The sequence below is a fragment of the Paramagnetospirillum magneticum AMB-1 genome (assembly GCF_000009985.1).
In the GTDB taxonomy this organism is placed as follows: Bacteria; Pseudomonadota; Alphaproteobacteria; order Rhodospirillales; family Magnetospirillaceae; genus Phaeospirillum; species Phaeospirillum magneticum.
In genome coordinates this window covers 216,578-230,976 of the sequence record NC_007626.1, presented here as the reverse complement: position 1 = coordinate 230,976, position 14,399 = coordinate 216,578, and the positions used below count along the sequence as shown (strand labels likewise).

19 protein-coding genes are annotated in these 14,399 nt (G+C 67.4%); 14 read left to right on the top strand and 5 right to left on the bottom strand.

Annotated elements, in window-relative coordinates; genetic code table 11:
• Window positions 1-109: 109 nt before the first annotated feature.
• A complete protein-coding gene (locus AMB_RS01040; RefSeq protein WP_043743071.1) occupies window positions 110-352 on the bottom strand; it encodes a DUF1178 family protein in 243 nt (80 codons plus the stop codon).
• 171 nt (window positions 353-523) lie between these two features.
• Complete coding sequence (locus AMB_RS01035; protein WP_011382651.1) at window positions 524-1,213, bottom strand: DUF2076 domain-containing protein; 690 nt, start codon at window positions 1,211-1,213, stop codon at window positions 524-526.
• Here AMB_RS01035 and AMB_RS26680 point away from each other — a divergent pair.
• From AMB_RS26680 to AMB_RS00990, 10 genes are all read left to right on the top strand, one after another.
• A complete protein-coding gene (locus AMB_RS26680) occupies window positions 1,212-1,337 on the top strand; it encodes a hypothetical protein (RefSeq protein ID WP_269446051.1) in 126 nt (41 codons plus the stop codon). The genes AMB_RS01035 and AMB_RS26680 overlap by 2 nt on opposite strands.
• A gap of 108 nt (window positions 1,338-1,445) precedes the next feature.
• Window positions 1,446-1,733 (top strand): co-chaperone GroES, encoded by a 288-nt coding sequence (groES, locus tag AMB_RS01030; protein ID WP_008613804.1) that lies wholly within the window; start codon window positions 1,446-1,448, stop codon window positions 1,731-1,733.
• Window positions 1,734-1,761: 28 nt separating this feature from the next.
• Complete coding sequence (gene groL / locus AMB_RS01025) at window positions 1,762-3,420, top strand: chaperonin GroEL (RefSeq protein WP_011382650.1); 1,659 nt, start codon at window positions 1,762-1,764, stop codon at window positions 3,418-3,420.
• Window positions 3,421-3,580: 160 nt separating this feature from the next.
• Window positions 3,581-4,786 carry a bifunctional phosphopantothenoylcysteine decarboxylase/phosphopantothenate--cysteine ligase CoaBC gene (gene coaBC / locus AMB_RS01020; RefSeq protein ID WP_011382649.1) on the top strand — a complete coding sequence of 402 codons (1,206 nt, stop codon included), beginning with the start codon at window positions 3,581-3,583 and terminating at the stop codon, window positions 4,784-4,786.
• On the top strand, window positions 4,786-5,241 hold the full coding sequence (dut, locus tag AMB_RS01015; protein WP_011382648.1) for a dUTP diphosphatase: 456 nt from the start codon (window positions 4,786-4,788) through the stop codon (window positions 5,239-5,241). The genes coaBC and dut overlap by 1 nt, the downstream gene beginning before the upstream one ends.
• 5 nt (window positions 5,242-5,246) lie before the next feature.
• Window positions 5,247-5,702 (top strand): RrF2 family transcriptional regulator, encoded by a 456-nt coding sequence (locus AMB_RS01010; RefSeq protein WP_011382647.1) that lies wholly within the window; start codon window positions 5,247-5,249, stop codon window positions 5,700-5,702.
• A 55-nt stretch (window positions 5,703-5,757) separates the two neighbouring features.
• Window positions 5,758-6,717: a cysteine synthase A gene (cysK, locus tag AMB_RS01005; protein WP_011382646.1), complete on the top strand. Its 960-nt coding sequence runs from the start codon at window positions 5,758-5,760 to the stop codon at window positions 6,715-6,717.
• Between the two features lie 76 nt (window positions 6,718-6,793).
• Complete coding sequence (locus AMB_RS01000) at window positions 6,794-7,594, top strand: HesA/MoeB/ThiF family protein (protein ID WP_011382645.1); 801 nt, start codon at window positions 6,794-6,796, stop codon at window positions 7,592-7,594.
• Entirely contained in the window at window positions 7,581-8,027 is a 447-nt protein-coding gene (locus AMB_RS00995; protein ID WP_011382644.1) for a DsrE/DsrF/DrsH-like family protein, read from the top strand. Before AMB_RS01000 ends, AMB_RS00995 begins: the two co-directional genes overlap by 14 nt.
• A gap of 118 nt (window positions 8,028-8,145) precedes the next feature.
• A complete protein-coding gene (locus AMB_RS00990) occupies window positions 8,146-8,670 on the top strand; it encodes a Spy/CpxP family protein refolding chaperone (RefSeq protein ID WP_011382643.1) in 525 nt (174 codons plus the stop codon).
• Window positions 8,671-8,734: 64 nt separating this feature from the next.
• Here the strand turns inward: AMB_RS00990 and AMB_RS00985 are convergent, their stop codons facing one another.
• Window positions 8,735-9,721: a 2-hydroxyacid dehydrogenase gene (locus AMB_RS00985; RefSeq protein WP_043743064.1), complete on the bottom strand. Its 987-nt coding sequence runs from the start codon at window positions 9,719-9,721 to the stop codon at window positions 8,735-8,737.
• Window positions 9,722-9,902: 181 nt separating this feature from the next.
• Between AMB_RS00985 and AMB_RS00980 the strand changes: the two genes are divergently transcribed.
• Entirely contained in the window at window positions 9,903-10,397 is a 495-nt protein-coding gene (locus tag AMB_RS00980) for an SH3 domain-containing protein (RefSeq protein WP_043743062.1), read from the top strand.
• An 85-nt stretch (window positions 10,398-10,482) separates the two neighbouring features.
• Here AMB_RS00980 and AMB_RS00975 read toward each other — a convergent pair whose 3' ends face one another.
• Both AMB_RS00975 and AMB_RS00970 read right to left on the bottom strand, forming a co-directional pair.
• Complete coding sequence (locus AMB_RS00975) at window positions 10,483-10,947, bottom strand: diheme cytochrome c (RefSeq protein ID WP_231848939.1); 465 nt, start codon at window positions 10,945-10,947, stop codon at window positions 10,483-10,485.
• A complete protein-coding gene (locus AMB_RS00970; protein ID WP_011382639.1) occupies window positions 10,944-11,780 on the bottom strand; it encodes a DUF1924 domain-containing protein in 837 nt (278 codons plus the stop codon). The genes AMB_RS00975 and AMB_RS00970 overlap by 4 nt, the downstream gene beginning before the upstream one ends.
• A 235-nt stretch (window positions 11,781-12,015) precedes the next feature.
• On the opposite strand from AMB_RS00970, the gene AMB_RS00965 reads away from it, so the two are divergent.
• Genes AMB_RS00965 through AMB_RS26675 form a run of 3 tightly spaced genes read left to right on the top strand, consistent with a single transcriptional unit; the run spans window position 12,016 to window position 14,277 of the window.
• Entirely contained in the window at window positions 12,016-12,306 is a 291-nt protein-coding gene (locus AMB_RS00965) for a PepSY domain-containing protein (protein WP_011382637.1), read from the top strand.
• Window positions 12,303-12,974 (top strand): response regulator transcription factor, encoded by a 672-nt coding sequence (locus AMB_RS00960; RefSeq protein ID WP_011382636.1) that lies wholly within the window; start codon window positions 12,303-12,305, stop codon window positions 12,972-12,974. The genes AMB_RS00965 and AMB_RS00960 overlap by 4 nt, the downstream gene beginning before the upstream one ends.
• Window positions 12,961-14,277 (top strand): sensor histidine kinase, encoded by a 1,317-nt coding sequence (locus AMB_RS26675; RefSeq protein WP_011382635.1) that lies wholly within the window; start codon window positions 12,961-12,963, stop codon window positions 14,275-14,277. Before AMB_RS00960 ends, AMB_RS26675 begins: the two co-directional genes overlap by 14 nt.
• The last annotated feature ends 122 nt before the right edge of the window (window positions 14,278-14,399 follow it).

Sequence of the window (14,399 nt, the reverse complement as noted above, 5' to 3'; positions counted from 1 at the left end):
CCCCGACCCCATCGGGAGGAAAACCTCCCGAACCCTCCTTTAATTTTGAAAACAAAGGGGGTTTGGGGCATCGCCCCAAGCGGGCACGGGCGGCAGCCCGATCATGTCCTCAGTGCTGGCCCGCCATGGGGCAGCCGCCACAGCCCATGGGCGTGCCGCAGGACGGCGGCGGTGCGGCGGCGGCGCGGCCCTTGCCCACGTTGGGAGCCATGATGGCCTTGCCCACCTCCTTGTCACCGCATTCGGGACAGGTCAGCGCGCCGGCATCCTTCTTGGTGTCGTAGTCGCCGCTGTTGTCGAACCACTCCTCGAAGTGGTGATCATGGGAGCAGCGCAGGGTGTAGAGGATCATGTCGGGCTCTCGAAACAAGGAAACCGCCCCCTTTATACGGGAGCGGTTTCCGCCATTGCAATTGTTCTAGCGGCCATTGAGGCCGCGGCCAAGCGGCCGGAGGGCCGCGCTAAGGCAGAGGGACAAATATGAATCCTAGACCACCGAGCGTCATATTTGACGCTCGGTGGTCTAGAAGCTGTCGTCGCCGCCGCCCACGTCGTAGCCGGGGTCGAAATCGGCATAGCCCTGGTCGTCGGCGATGGTGGTGTCATAGGTCGGCTGGGGCGCCTCGCCACCGGCCGCCGGGGCCTGCGAGCCATAGTAATTGTTGATGGTGGTGTCGCCGGCCTGCTGCGCCCCGCCGCCCCAGGGCGAACCGCCGGCATGGCCGCCGGCGAACATGCTGGAAATGCCGTTGGCCAGCAGCATGCCGCCCGCCACGCCCACCGCCGCGCCGGCCGCCGTGCGCAGGAAGCTGCCGCCGGCCGACGGCTGGCCGCCCCAGGGCGACGGCTGGGCGTATTGCTGCTGCGGCGGGGGAGCGTATTGCTGTTGCTGCACCTGCTGTTGCGAGGGCTGGGTGGCGGGCACCGAACCGCGCCCACCGCCCCAGGGATTGCCCGGCTGGCCGAAGCCGCCCCCCGTCGGTTGCTGCGACCGCCCGGCCAGTTGGGCCTCGAGGTCACGGATGCGGGCTTCGTGCTCCTTGATGGCCATTTCCTGCACCACCACCGCCTCGACCAGATTGTAGGCGGAATCGGGCACCGCGCGCATGCGGTCGAGGATCAGGGCCTCGGCCTCGCGGTCCTTGGGTCCGCCCGTCAGCCTCGCCAGACGGTCGAACACGCTTTGGATCAGGTCACGTTCGGAGGGGGTCATGGGTCTTCATCCCGTTCAAGAAACCGGAACACACAATGTAGGTGCGAATCACGGCAAGTCCATGGCGGAAATTTATCATTACAAATCATTAAGTTGGCGCAACGGTGCCGGGAAATTCACCTAAACTTGCTTGACTCTCCCCCAGACCCCTCCTAGATGGTTGGCACTCGTCGCCGGAGAGTGCTAACAGCACCCCGGCGGATCGAAACGTCTCACGGAGGTAATTCCCGAAATGAAGTTCCGTCCGCTCCATGACCGCGTGCTGGTCAAGCGCCTCGACGCCGAAGAGAAGACCGCCGGCGGCATCATCATCCCCGACACCGCCAAGGAAAAGCCCATGCAGGGCGAAGTGGTGGCCGTTGGTTCCGGCACCCGTGGCGACGACGGCAAGCTGGTGGCGCTCGACGTCAAGGCCGGCGACCGCGTGCTGTTCGGCAAGTGGTCCGGCACCGAGGTCAAGATCGACGGCGTCGATCTGCTGATCATGAAGGAATCCGACATTCTCGGCATTCTCGCCTAACCCAAGAATTCTATAGAGGTTAAGACAAATGGCTGCCAAGGAAGTCAAGTTCTCCACCGACGCCCGCACCCGCATGCTGCGCGGCGTCGACATCCTCGCCGACGCGGTGAAGGTCACCCTGGGCCCCAAGGGCCGCAACGTGGTGATCGAGAAGTCGTTCGGCGCCCCCCGCATCACCAAGGACGGCGTCACCGTCGCCAAGGAGATCGAGCTGGCCGACAAGTTCGAGAACATGGGCGCCCAGATGGTGCGCGAAGTGGCCTCGAAGACCGCCGATCTGGCCGGTGACGGCACCACCACCGCCACCGTGCTGGCCCAGGCCATCGTCCGCGAGGGCGTCAAGGCCGTGGCCGCCGGCCTCAACCCCATGGATCTGAAGCGCGGCGTCGATCTGGCCGTGGCCGCCGTGGTCGCCGACGTCAAGTCGCGGTCGCGCAAGGTCGCCACCAATGCCGAGATCGCCCAGGTCGGCACCATCTCCGCCAATGGCGAGAAGGAAATTGGCGACATGATCGCCAAGGCCATGGAAAAGGTCGGCAACGAGGGTGTCATCACCGTCGAGGAAGCCAAGGGCCTGGACACCGAGCTGGACGTGGTCGAGGGCATGCAGTTCGACCGTGGCTACACCAGCCCGTACTTCGTGACCAACGCCGAGAAGATGACCGTCGAGCTGGATAACCCCTACATCCTGCTGCACGAGAAGAAGCTGTCCGGCCTGCAGCCCCTGCTGCCGGTGCTCGAGCAGGTGGTCCAGTCGGGCCGTCCGCTGGTGATCATCGCCGAGGACATCGAGGGCGAGGCCCTGGCCACCCTGGTGGTCAACAAGCTGCGCGGCGGCCTGAAGGTCGCGGCCGTGAAGGCTCCGGGCTTCGGCGATCGCCGCAAGGCCATGCTGGAAGACATCGCCATCCTGACCGGTGGCCAGGTCATCAGCGAAGACCTGGGCATCAAGCTGGAAAGCGTCAACCTGGAGATGCTGGGCACGTCCAAGCGCATCACCATCACCAAGGAAGACACCACCATCGTCGACGGCTCGGGCGACAAGGGCGCCATCGACGCCCGCTGCAAGCAGATCCGTGCGCAGGTCGAGGAAACCACCTCGGACTACGACCGTGAGAAGCTGCAGGAGCGTCTGGCCAAGCTGGCTGGCGGCGTGGCCGTCATCAAGGTCGGCGGCGGCTCCGAGATCGAGGTGAAGGAGCGCAAGGATCGCGTCGACGACGCCCTGCACGCCACCCGCGCCGCGGTCGAGGAAGGCATCGTCCCGGGCGGCGGCGTCGCCCTGCTGCACGCCGTCAAGGCCCTGGAAGGCCTGGCCTCCGGCAATGCCGATCAGGAAGTCGGCATCAGCATCGTGCGTCGCGCCCTGCAGGCCCCCGTGCGTCAGATCGCCGAGAACGCCGGCCACGACGGCGCCGTGGTTGCCGGCAAGATCGGCGAGTCCAAGGACCTGTCCTTCGGCTTCGACGCCCAGACCGGAATCTACACCGACATGATCAAGGCCGGCATCATCGACCCGACCAAGGTCGTGCGCACCGCCCTGCAGGACGCCGCCTCGGTGGCCGGTCTGCTGATCACCACCGAAGCCATGATCGCCGAGCGTCCCAAGAAGGACGCCGGTGGCATGCCCGGTGGCGACATGGGCGGCATGGGCGGCATGGGTGGCATGGGCGGCATGGACTTCTAAGTCCAAGCCAACCGACCCAGCGCTTACCGCGCTTACGCGAAGCCCCTCTCCCGGCAACGGGAGGGGGGTTTTTCGTTGGGGCCGACTCCCCCCTTGCATCGCCGTCATCCACCCGCTACCGTAACCACACTTCGCCCACGTATTTTTCCGAGGCTTCACAGTGCTGGATGGCAGGCGGGTCCTTCTCATCATCTCGGGCGGCATCGCCGCCTACAAGTCGCTGGAACTGATTCGCCGTCTGAAGGACCGGGGATGCGCCGTGCGCTGCATCCTGACCAAGGGCGGGGCCAATTTCGTGACGCCGCTGTCGGTCGCGGCGCTGTCGGGGGACAAGGTCTATCAGGAGACCTTCTCGCTGAACGACGAGGCCGAGATGGGCCATATCCGGCTGTCGCGGGAGGCCGACCTGGTGGTGGTGGCGCCCGCCACCGCCAATCTTCTGGCCAAGATGGCCGCCGGCATCGCCGACGATCTGGCGTCGACCGCCCTGCTGGCCACCGACAAGCCCGTGCTGGTGGCGCCCGCCATGAACACCATGATGTGGGAGCATGCCGCCACCCGGGCCAACATGGCCACCCTGGAAGCCCGCGGCGTGGCCCGCATCGGCCCCGGGGCCGGCGACCTGGCCTGCGGCGAAGTGGGGGCTGGCCGCATGGCCGAGCCCGCCGAGATCCTGGCCCGCATCGAGGCCATGCTGTCCGATGGCCCCCTGAAGGGCGTCAAGGCCATCGTCACCAGCGGCCCGACGCACGAGGCCATCGATCCGGTGCGCTTCATCGCCAATCGCTCGTCGGGCAAGCAAGGCCACGCCATCGCGAGCGCCCTGGCCGCAATGGGGGCCGAGGTCACCCTGGTCAGCGGGCCGGTCTCCCTGGCCGATCCCGCCGGCATGACCGTGGTCAGGGTGGAAAGCGCCCTGCAGATGCTCAACGCGGTGCGCCAGCGCCTGCCCGCCGATCTGGTGGTCTGCGCGGCGGCCGTGGCCGACTGGACCGTGGCCAACCGCGCCAGCGAGAAGCGCAAGAAGAAGGCGGGCGACCCGCCGCCCACCATCCAGCTGGCGCCCAATCCCGACATCCTGATGACCGTCTCCAAGGCCGAGGCGCCCTTGCGGCCCCGGCTGGTGGTGGGCTTTGCCGCCGAGACGGAAAAGCTGATGGAACACGCCGCCGACAAGCTGGCACGCAAGGGCTGCGACTGGATCGTCGCCAACGACGTCTCGGAAGGCAGCGGCACCTTCGGCGGCGATGCCAATACCGTTCACATCATCGACGGCACCGGCACGGAATCCTGGCCCGCCATGAGCAAGGACGACGTGGCCCGCAATCTTGCCGAACGCATCACAAAGGCTTTGGGGAAAGCGTAATGGTTGAGGTCCTCATCAAACGTCTGGAACACGCCGCCGATCTGCCCCTGCCCGCCTATGAGACGGCGCATGCGGCCGGCATGGACCTGATGGCCTGTCTTCCCGCCGACATCACCCTGGCGCCGGGAGAGCGCGCCCTGGTGCCCACCGGCTTCGCCATCGCCCTGCCCGAAGGGTATGAGGCCCAGGTGCGGCCGCGCTCGGGACTGGCCGCCAAGCACGGCATCACCGTGCTGAACGCGCCCGGCACCATCGACGCCGATTACCGGGGCGAGATCGGGGTGATCCTGGTCAATCTGGGCCAGACCGCCTTCGCCGTCTCTCGCGGCATGCGCATCGCCCAGATGGTGATCGCGCCGGTGTCCCGCGCCGCGTGGCGCGAGGCGGAAAGTTTGGACGAGACCCAGAGGGGAACCGGGGGCTTCGGCTCCACGGGAACGGGAAAGAAGGGCTAGACCACATGCTTCGGCCTTCCAAGAAGATGCTGTTCGCCATCGAGGCGGTGCTGGACATCGCCTATCACGCCGGCGGCGAGCCGGTGCAAAGCCGCGAGATCACAAGGCGCCAAGGGATTCCGCGGCGCTATCTGGAACAGACCCTGCAGCAGCTGGTCCGCGCCGGCATCCTGGTGGGCGTGCGCGGCCCCCGGGGCGGCTATCGCCTGGCGCGGGAACGCCGCCGCATTTCCGTGGGCGAGGTGGTGCGCGTGGTCCGCGCCCTGGAAACCGCCGAGGACCCCTACCAGGACATGCCCGCCTCGCAGTTGGGTGCTCAGGTCATCCGGCCCATGTGGGGCGATCTGACCGAAGAGATCATGTCCCGCCTGGACGCCATCTCCATCGACGAGCTGTGCATGCGCGCCTACAAGGACGGCATCCCCAGCGAGGCGCATCAGAAGTTGGACTTCATCATCTAACCTTGATACGATGTAGTTATGCATCGTACTACACACTTTTCGTGGGGAATTCGAGATGACCACTTCCGCCCCCGCCTTCCGCGGCAAGATTTATGACAGCATCATCGACACCATCGGCGCCACGCCGCTGGTGCGCTTCAAGCGCATGGCCGCCGAGGCCGGGTCCAAGGCCGACATCGTCGGCAAGCTGGAGTTCTTCAATCCCCTGGCGTCGGTCAAGGACCGTATCGGCTTCGCCATGATCGAGGCGGCCGAGGTCTCGGGCCAGCTGAAGCCGGGCGGCACCATCATCGAGCCGACCTCGGGCAATACCGGCATCGCCCTGGCCTTCGTCGCCGCCGCCAAGGGCTACAAGCTGATCCTGTGCATGCCGGAAAGCATGTCGCTGGAACGCCGCAAGATGCTGCAGCTCCTCGGCGCCGAGATCGTGCTGACTCCGGCCTCCAAGGGCATGACCGGCGCCGTGCGCCAGGCCGAGGAACTGCTGGCTTCCACCCCCGGCGCCATCATGCCGCAGCAGTTCAAGAACGAAGCCAACCCGGCCATCCACGAGCGCACCACCGCCGAGGAGATCTGGAACGACACCAATGGCAAGGTGGATATCATCGTCTCGGGCGTCGGCACCGGCGGCACCATTTCCGGCATCGGCCATGTGCTGAAGGCTCGCAAGCCCGGCCTCAAGATGGTGGCCGTCGAGCCGGAGGACAGCCCGGTGCTGTCGGGCGGCGCCCCCGGCCCGCACAAGATCCAGGGCATCGGCGCCGGCTTCGTGCCCGATATCCTGGACAAGGGCGTCATCGACGAGATCCTGCAGATCGGCAACGAGACGGCCCTGGCCACCGCCCGCAAGGCGGCCAAGCTGGAAGGCGTTCCCGTGGGCATCTCGTCGGGCGCGGCCATCGCCGCCGCCCTGGAACTGGGCTCGCGTCCCGAGAATGCCGGCAAGCTGATCGTCGCCATCATCCCCAGCTTCGCCGAGCGCTATCTGTCCACCGCCCTGTTCGATCAGGTCTAGAGGCCTTTCGGCTCCATCCTGTATAGTCGTCACCCCCGGATCGTCTCCGGGGGTGATTTCGTTCAAGGGCCGCCGCATGGACTTCACCGAGGAGCAGATTCACCGCTATGCCCGCCACATCATCCTGCCGGAGGTGGGCGGCATCGGACAGGCGAAGCTTCTGGGGTCCTCGGCCCTGGTGATCGGCGCCGGCGGGCTGGGCTCGCCGGTGATTCTCTACCTCGCCGCCGCCGGCGTGGGCACCATCGGGGTGATCGACGACGACGACGTGGAGCTGTCCAACCTGCAGCGCCAGATCATCCACCGCACCTCCAACGTGGGAGCGGCCAAGGTGGCCAGCGCCGCGGCGGCCGTGGCCGACATCAATCCCGACGTCAAGGTGGTGCCCATCCGGGCGCGGCTGGGCAAGGACAATGCGCGGGACATCTTCCGCGATTTCCAGGTCATCGCCGATGGCTCGGACAACTTCCCCACCCGCTTCCTGGTCAACGATGCGGCGCGCCTCGAGGGCAAGACCCTGGTCTCGGCCGCCATCCTGCGCTTTGACGGCCAGTTGTCCACCTACCGGCCCGGCGGCCCCTGCTATCGCTGCATCTACCGCGAGGCCCCGCCCGAGGGCCATGTTCCCACCTGTTCCAGCGCCGGGGTGCTGGGTGCCATCGCCGGCACCATGGGCGCCATGCAGGCCACCGAAGTGATCAAGGAATTGCTGGGCATCGGCGAATCCCTGGCGGGCAAGCTGGTGATCTACGACGCCCTGTCGGTGGCCTTCCGCACCGTGCGGGTGCCACGGGACCCGGGCTGTCCGCTCTGCGGCGACCATCCCACCATCACAGACCTGTCATCCCACGGGAGCACCGCCAATGTCTGCGGCTGAACGTCATTCTCCCGACAAGCTGTCCATCGTGGTGTTCTCGGGCGATTTCGACCGCATCCACTACGCCCTGGTGATGGCCGCCGCCGCCATCGCCTCAAACACGCCGGTCACCCTGTTCTTCACCATGTGGGCGGGCCGTGCGCTGGAAAAGCCGCTTCCCGATGGCCAGCCCGCCTGGACGCGGATGAAATGCTCGGACGGACGGGCGGCCAAATGGGTGGATGACAGCTTCAAGGCCAAGGGCGTGGGCCGCTTCGAGGATCTGCTGGAGGCCTGCGTGGCGCTGGGCGTCACCTTCATGGTCTGCGAGATGGGACTGAAGGCGCTGGGCATGGACCCCGACGGCCTGCGGCCGGACGTCCCCGTGGCCAAGGGCGGCGTGGTGACCTTCCTGGCCGACGCGTCCAAGACCGGCAGCATGCTGTTCATCTGATCCTGCTGAAGCACTCCCGTTACCATCCGTTACCATTTCATCCCGCCGGCGACATTCGCCGGTTACGCGGCCCCTGTAGAACGGTGTCATTCCAATCCACCCGTTCACAGGTGTCCCCATGAGCCGCATTACCCTGATCACCGCCTCCGTCGCCATCGCCCTGGGTCTGGCCGCCCTGGTGAATGTGGCCCGCGCCGCCGACCCCGCCCCTGCCGCGCCGCGTGCCGCCGGCTTCGAGCGCATGAGCCGCATGTGCGGCGACATGGACGCCCGCATGGCCGCCCACATGGCCTATTCCGAGACCAAGCTGAAGCTGACCGATGCCCAGAAGGTCGAGTTCAAGCACTTGGCCGAGACCATGAAGGAAGCCTCGGCGCCCATGGCCAAGATGTGCGCGGACAAGGTCGATCCGTCCAAGTTCGCCACCCTGCCCGAGCGCATGGGCCGCATGCAGCAGCAGGCCGAGATCCGCGCCGAGGCCCTGCGCAAGGTGGTTCCGGCCATGAGCGCCTTCTATGCCTCGCTCTCCCTGGAGCAGCAGAAGATCGCCGACGACCTGATGCCCGGCGCCGGCGGCCGGGGCGGCTTCGGCCACGGCGGCCGTCACGGCCACGGCCATGGCCCCATGATGATGCAGAACTGAGCCCAGCCCACGAAAAAGCCCCCCGGAGCGATGCTCCGGGGGGCTTTGCCGTTCAGGGTAATGCTTAGAACATGGACGCCAGGACGCGGTCCGGCGGCTGGTGGCCGTCGGCGAAGGTCTTGATGTTGACCAGCACCTTCTCGCCCATGTCGACGCGGCCTTCGATGGTGGCCGAGCCCAGATGGGGCAGCAGCACCACGTTGTCCAACGCCAGCAGCTTGGGGTTCACCGCCGGCTCGTGCTCGAACACGTCGAGGCCGGCGCCCGCCAGATCGCCACGGATCAGCATGCGGGTCAGGGCGTTCTCGTCGACGATCTCGCCACGCGCCGTGTTGACCACATAGGCGTGCTTGGGCAGCAGTTCCAGGCGCCGTGCCGACAGCAGGTGGAAGGTGGCCGGGGTATGCGGGCAATGGACGGTGACCACGTCCATGCGGGCGAGCATCTGGTCCAGGCTCTCCCAGTAGGTGGCTTCCAGCTCGGTTTCGATGTCGGGATGGACGCGCTTGCGGTTGTGATAGTGGATGGACATGCCGAAGGCCTTGGCGCGGCGCGCCACCGCCTGGCCGATGCGGCCCATGCCGATGATGCCGAGACGCTTGCCCCAGATGCGGTGGCCCAGCATGAAGGTCGGGCTCCAGCCCTTCCAGTCACCGGAACGGATCAGGCGCTCGCCCTCGGCGATGCGGCGCGGCACGGACATGATCAGCGCCATGGCCATGTCGGCGGTATCCTCGGTCAACACGCCGGGCGTGTTGGTGACGGTGATGCCCCGCTGGCGGGCGGTGGCCAGGTCGATGTGATCGACGCCGGTGCCGAAATTGGCCACCAGCTTCAGGTTGGGGCCAGCCTGGGACAGGATGCCCGCATCGATGCGATCGGTGACAGTGGGGACCAGGACGTCGGCGATCTTGACCGCCTCGATCAGTTCCGTCTTGGTCATGGGATGATCGTCGACGTTCAAGCGGGTGTCGAACAATTCCATCATCCGGGTTTCGATGACGTCGGGCAGCTTGCGGCTGACCACGACGACGGGCTTCTTGCTGGGCATTTCTTGACTCCTCCCGGAACGTTTCCCTATCGACCTAGCAACTCGGCGACCCCTTGTCCAGAGCCCAGTTGGAGGTTCTTTAAAACGCAAACTCCGGCTCGCCTTGACCGGGTCGGGCGAGCCGACCTTATAATACGCCGCCGGAGGGAATATGAACTGCCGACGTTGGGGGATAGCCGAGATGCGTAAATGGGGGGCGACCGCCCTGGCGGCCGTGTTGCTGGGCCTTGCGCCGGCCGCGTCGGCGGGCGAAGCCAGCGGCCTGCCGCTGCCGCGTTTCGTCTCCCTGCGCTCGGACGAGGTCAACCTGCGGGCGGGGCCGGGACAGCGTTATCCCATCGACTGGATCTATTCGCGCAAGGACCTGCCGGTGGAGGTGATCGCCGAGTTCGAGGCCTGGCGCAAGATCCGCGACTGGCAGGGCACCGAGGGCTGGCTGCACCAATCCATGCTGTCGGGGCGGCGCATGATGGTGGTGATGGGCGGTCAGCGCACCCTGCGCGCCGGCGATTCCGAAAACGCCGACGCCCTGGCCCTGGTGGAGCCCGGGGTGCTGGGCCGCCTGCTGCAATGTCCGCGCAACCGCGACTTCTGCCGCGTCGAGATCAACCAGATTCAAGGCTGGTTCAAGCGCGACGAGATCTGGGGCGTCTATAAGGGCGAATGGATCGAGTAACGGGGACCGGCACCCGGAGCTCATCCCTCCCGAACGCCGGCCCCCGCACTTTGCCCACCCGGAAGGGGGAAGGGTGGGCGATCCCTCACTCGTCCTCGTAGGACCCTTGATCGGCCCCCCGGTGACAAGCGACGCAATTGGACTTGGTCTTCACCTCCGGCCGCTTCCACTCCCGTTCGGGAATCCGGTCATGCTTGCGCTGAAAGCGGGGTAGTTCGGTGATGCGCAGCGGCACCTCGTTCGATCTGACTCCGCGCAGGGCCTTGGACCCCGCTTTGCCGCCGCCGGTGTCGGCGGCGCCCGCCACCAGCACCTGGCGGATGCGCTCGGCCTTGTCGGGCGCCATGGAGGCGTTGTCGCCGAAATGGTCGGAAAGCTGGCCCATCATGCTGGTCCAGGAGCGGGCCGGCAGGAAGGCGGGCTGGAAGGCCATATGGCATTCGCCGCAGGCCTTGACCGTCTCGGGATCGGTCAGCGGTCGGACCTGATCGGCCCGGGCCGGCAGGGCGGCCAGGGTCAAGGCCGCCGCCAGGATCATGCGCTTCATCATTTGCTCTCCATATAGGCGATGTAGTCGCCCTTCTCGGTGGCGGTGCAGGCGCGGCCCAGCACGGTCTGGCAGTCGCGGTCGAACCGCTCCTCCACCTTGGCCGCATCGGTGAAGCGCTTGGGATTGGCCGAGACCGCCACCGGCTGGATGGCCCGCCCGGTCTTGGCATGCTGACCATAGCGGGTGGGGTCGCCGGTGTGGCAGGTGGTGCACGACGCGTAATCGGGGCTGGCACTGTTCCTGGACTCGAACAGCGCCCGGCCGCGCTCCGCCGAGAACCCGGCGAAGCCCGCGCCGGCCTGCTTGGCATAGCCGGCCTTGATGGCCTCGCGGGCGGCATCGGCGGCGAAGGCGGCGGGCGCGGCCAGAAGGGCGATGGCCAGCAGGGCGGGCATGGCGCCCTTCAGCATTTCGCGCACCCTCCGGCCCTGGAAGATCCAGGCGATGATGGCGGCATGGGCCAGTACCAGCCAGAGCGAAGCCTCGGCCAGACCCTCATGCAGATCCTCCAGCGGAGGAATCAGGTCTGCGGCGATGCCGGTCACGCCGGCCACCGCCATGCCCACCGCCAGGATGGCGGCCATCCAGGCGAACAGCGGATTGCGGCCGGGCTTGGCCCAGGTGAGGCGGGGCCTGGGCAGGGCCAGCGGCCCGGTGGCCGAGCCCGCCAGCGCCAGGAGCAGTCGCAGGGCGATGGCGCCCACCACCCAATAGCCCGCGAAGACATGCATGGCATAGGTGTCCTCGTCGGCCGTGACATAGGCCACCAGAAAGCCTCCGGCCAGGGCGGCGTGCCACAGGCGAAGCAGGCGAAACTCCCAACGGGCGTTCATCAGTGGTGCTCCTGGTGAAAGGAAATGGACACCGGCTGCACGGTGGCGGCATAGGCATAGGCGCCCCCGGCGACGATCATGGCGGCCAGCAGACCGTGGATAATCATACGGGTCAGCATGGAGGGAACTCCTTGTGGGTGAACTCATCTGGGGAGAGGATGAGCTTCGGCCCCTGAACCGGACGTGACCCGCCGGTTCATCCGCCGTTCATGGGGCAGGGACGAAGATTTCGGACATGAAGATCATTCTGACCGCCCTGTTCATGCTGCTCTCCCTCCCCGTTTCGGCGGGCGAGGATCACGACCGCATCCGCCGGGCCGTGCTGGCGGGCAAGATCCTGCCGCTGTCGCGGATTCTCGAACAGGTCGACCGCGACTATCCCGGCGAGCTGATCGAGGCCGAGCTGGAGGACAAGCACGGCCGCCCGGTCTACGAGATCAAGCGCTTGACCCATGATGGACGCCTGCTCAAGCTCTATTACGACGCCGCCGACGGCACCCGTCTCAAGGTCAAGGAGAAGCGATGAGAGTCCTGGTCGTCGAAGACGAGCCGCAACTGACCCTGGCGCTGGAACGTGCCCTGGAAGCGGCGGGCTTCGCGGTCGACACCGCCTATGACGGCGAGGATGGCTGGCACCTGGGCGACACCGAAAGCTATGACGCGGTCATTCTCGACCTCGGCCTGCCCAAGATCGACGGCATCAGCGTGCTGGGCCGCTGGCGCGAGGCGGGCCGGGCCATGCCGGTGATGGTGCTGACGGCCCGCGCCCGCTGGGCGGAGAAGTCCCAGGCCTTCAACGCCGGAGCCGACGACTACGTCACCAAGCCCTTCGAGATGGAAGAGGTGGTCACCCGCGTCCGCGCCCTGATCCGCCGCGCCGCCGGCCATGCCTCGCCCGAGATCACCTGCGGCCCCTTGCGCATCGACACCGTGGGCGGCCGGGTCAGCCGTGCCGGCCTGCCCATCGCCCTGACCGCCCAGGAATTCCGCATTCTGTCCTACCTCGCCCACCATCAGGGGCGGGTGGTCAGCCGTTCGGAACTGGTGGAGCATGTCTACGACCGCGACGCCGACCCCGATTCCAACGTGCTGGACGTGCTGGTGGCGCGCATCCGCCGCAAGCTGGGCGTCGACGTGATCCACACCCTGCGCGGCCAGGGCTGGCGCATGGAGGCGATGGATGGCCTCCCGTGATTCCCTCCGCCGCCGCCTGATCCTGGGGGCGGGGGCCTGGGTGCTGCTCGCCCTGGGGGTCGGCGGCGGGGTTCTTGGCCACGCCTTCGCCGACAGCGCCGAGCAGGCCTTTCACCGCCGACTGGACACCCATCTGCGCACCCTGCTGGCGGTCGTGGACCTGGCCGAGGGCGGAACCGTCACCGTGGGCCGCCCGGCGGGCGAGCCGCGCTTCGAACAGCCCTATTCCGGCTGGTATTGGCAGGTATCCGACGGCGCGGCCCTGCAGATGCGCTCGCGCTCGCTGTGGGATGCGGCCCTGACCATCGCCCCGGACAGCCAGCCGGGAGCCGTCCAGACCCGCGGCGAGGACGGGCCGCGCGGCCAGAAGCTGGAGGTGCTGGAGCGCGATCTGGTGCTGGGCGACAACGGGCGGCGCCTGCACGTGGCCGTCGCCGCCGACCGCGCCGAGGTGGAGGAGGAGATCCGCCGGTTCCGGCTGTTGCTGGCCCTGTCCCTGGGCGGCCTCGGCCTGGGCCTGCTGGTGGCGGTGGCGGTGCAGGTGGGCTATGGCCTCAAGCCCCTCGGGCGGCTGGAGGCGGAGCTGGGCCAGCTGACCCGTGGCGGCACCCGCCTCGGCGGCGGCTACCCCCGCGAGATCGCCCCCCTGGTCGCCGCCATGAACCGGGTGCTGGACCACGACGAAAACCTGATCCGCCACGCCCGCAACCACCTGGGCAATCTGGCCCATGCCCTGAAGACTCCCCTGGCGGTGCTGCGCGCCGAATGCGGCACCCTGCCCGGCGTGGCGCCGCAGATCGAAAGGGTCACCCGCCTGATCGACCTGCATCTGGCCCGCGCCGGCTCGGAAGCCTCGTCGGCCCGCGGAATGGGGCGGCAAACGGCGCTGGCCCCCTTGCTGGCCGATCTGGCCGGAGCCATGCGCAAGGTCCACGCCGATCGCCGCCTGGAGATCGCCATCCAGTGTCCCCCCGACGCCCTTTTCGCCGCCGAGGCCGACGATCTGGCCGAGATGGTGGGCAATCTGATGGACAACGCCTGCAAATGGGCCAAGACCCGAGTCCGCGTCTGCGCCGGCCCGGGGTCGGTCCGGGTGGAGGATGACGGGCCGGGCCTGTCGCCCGAGCAGGCCGAGGCGGCGGCACGGCGCGGCATCCGCCTGGACGAAAGCGTGCCGGGTTCGGGCCTGGGCCTGGCCATCGTCGCCGATCTGGCGACCTTGAGCGGTCTCGCTCTCGACTTCGGGCGCTCGGAATGGGGCGGCCTGGCGGTTCACTTGAGTGACACGTCCACGGCAGGTTGATGCTTGTTCAGCAAGCATAGGACAAAAGTAAAGGCATGGGACTCCGGTCCCTGACCAGGCCCCCGCCGCCCGCGAATGCGCGTGACAGACCGCCTGCCTCGGTTATCATGGACTCTACTGAT

Coding starts and splice junctions, on each gene's coding strand:
- cysK (WP_011382646.1), top strand. CDS start 5,758: ATGACCACTTCCGCCCCCGCCTTCCGCGGCAAGATTTATGACAGCATC.
- AMB_RS01035 (WP_011382651.1), bottom strand. CDS start 1,213: ATGACCCCCTCCGAACGTGACCTGATCCAAAGCGTGTTCGACCGTCTG.
- AMB_RS00960 (WP_011382636.1), top strand. CDS start 12,303: ATGAGAGTCCTGGTCGTCGAAGACGAGCCGCAACTGACCCTGGCGCTG.
- AMB_RS00985 (WP_043743064.1), bottom strand. CDS start 9,721: ATGCCCAGCAAGAAGCCCGTCGTCGTGGTCAGCCGCAAGCTGCCCGAC.
- AMB_RS01040 (WP_043743071.1), bottom strand. CDS start 352: ATGATCCTCTACACCCTGCGCTGCTCCCATGATCACCACTTCGAGGAG.
- AMB_RS00970 (WP_011382639.1), bottom strand. CDS start 11,780: ATGAACGCCCGTTGGGAGTTTCGCCTGCTTCGCCTGTGGCACGCCGCC.
- groES (WP_008613804.1), top strand. CDS start 1,446: ATGAAGTTCCGTCCGCTCCATGACCGCGTGCTGGTCAAGCGCCTCGAC.
- AMB_RS00965 (WP_011382637.1), top strand. CDS start 12,016: ATGAAGATCATTCTGACCGCCCTGTTCATGCTGCTCTCCCTCCCCGTT.
- AMB_RS00975 (WP_231848939.1), bottom strand. CDS start 10,947: ATGATGAAGCGCATGATCCTGGCGGCGGCCTTGACCCTGGCCGCCCTG.
- AMB_RS01010 (WP_011382647.1), top strand. CDS start 5,247: ATGCTTCGGCCTTCCAAGAAGATGCTGTTCGCCATCGAGGCGGTGCTG.
- AMB_RS01000 (WP_011382645.1), top strand. CDS start 6,794: ATGGACTTCACCGAGGAGCAGATTCACCGCTATGCCCGCCACATCATC.
- AMB_RS26680 (WP_269446051.1), top strand. CDS start 1,212: ATGGGTCTTCATCCCGTTCAAGAAACCGGAACACACAATGTAGGTGCG.
- dut (WP_011382648.1), top strand. CDS start 4,786: ATGGTTGAGGTCCTCATCAAACGTCTGGAACACGCCGCCGATCTGCCC.
- groL (WP_011382650.1), top strand. CDS start 1,762: ATGGCTGCCAAGGAAGTCAAGTTCTCCACCGACGCCCGCACCCGCATG.
- AMB_RS00990 (WP_011382643.1), top strand. CDS start 8,146: ATGAGCCGCATTACCCTGATCACCGCCTCCGTCGCCATCGCCCTGGGT.
- AMB_RS00980 (WP_043743062.1), top strand. CDS start 9,903: ATGCGTAAATGGGGGGCGACCGCCCTGGCGGCCGTGTTGCTGGGCCTT.
- AMB_RS00995 (WP_011382644.1), top strand. CDS start 7,581: ATGTCTGCGGCTGAACGTCATTCTCCCGACAAGCTGTCCATCGTGGTG.
- AMB_RS26675 (WP_011382635.1), top strand. CDS start 12,961: ATGGCCTCCCGTGATTCCCTCCGCCGCCGCCTGATCCTGGGGGCGGGG.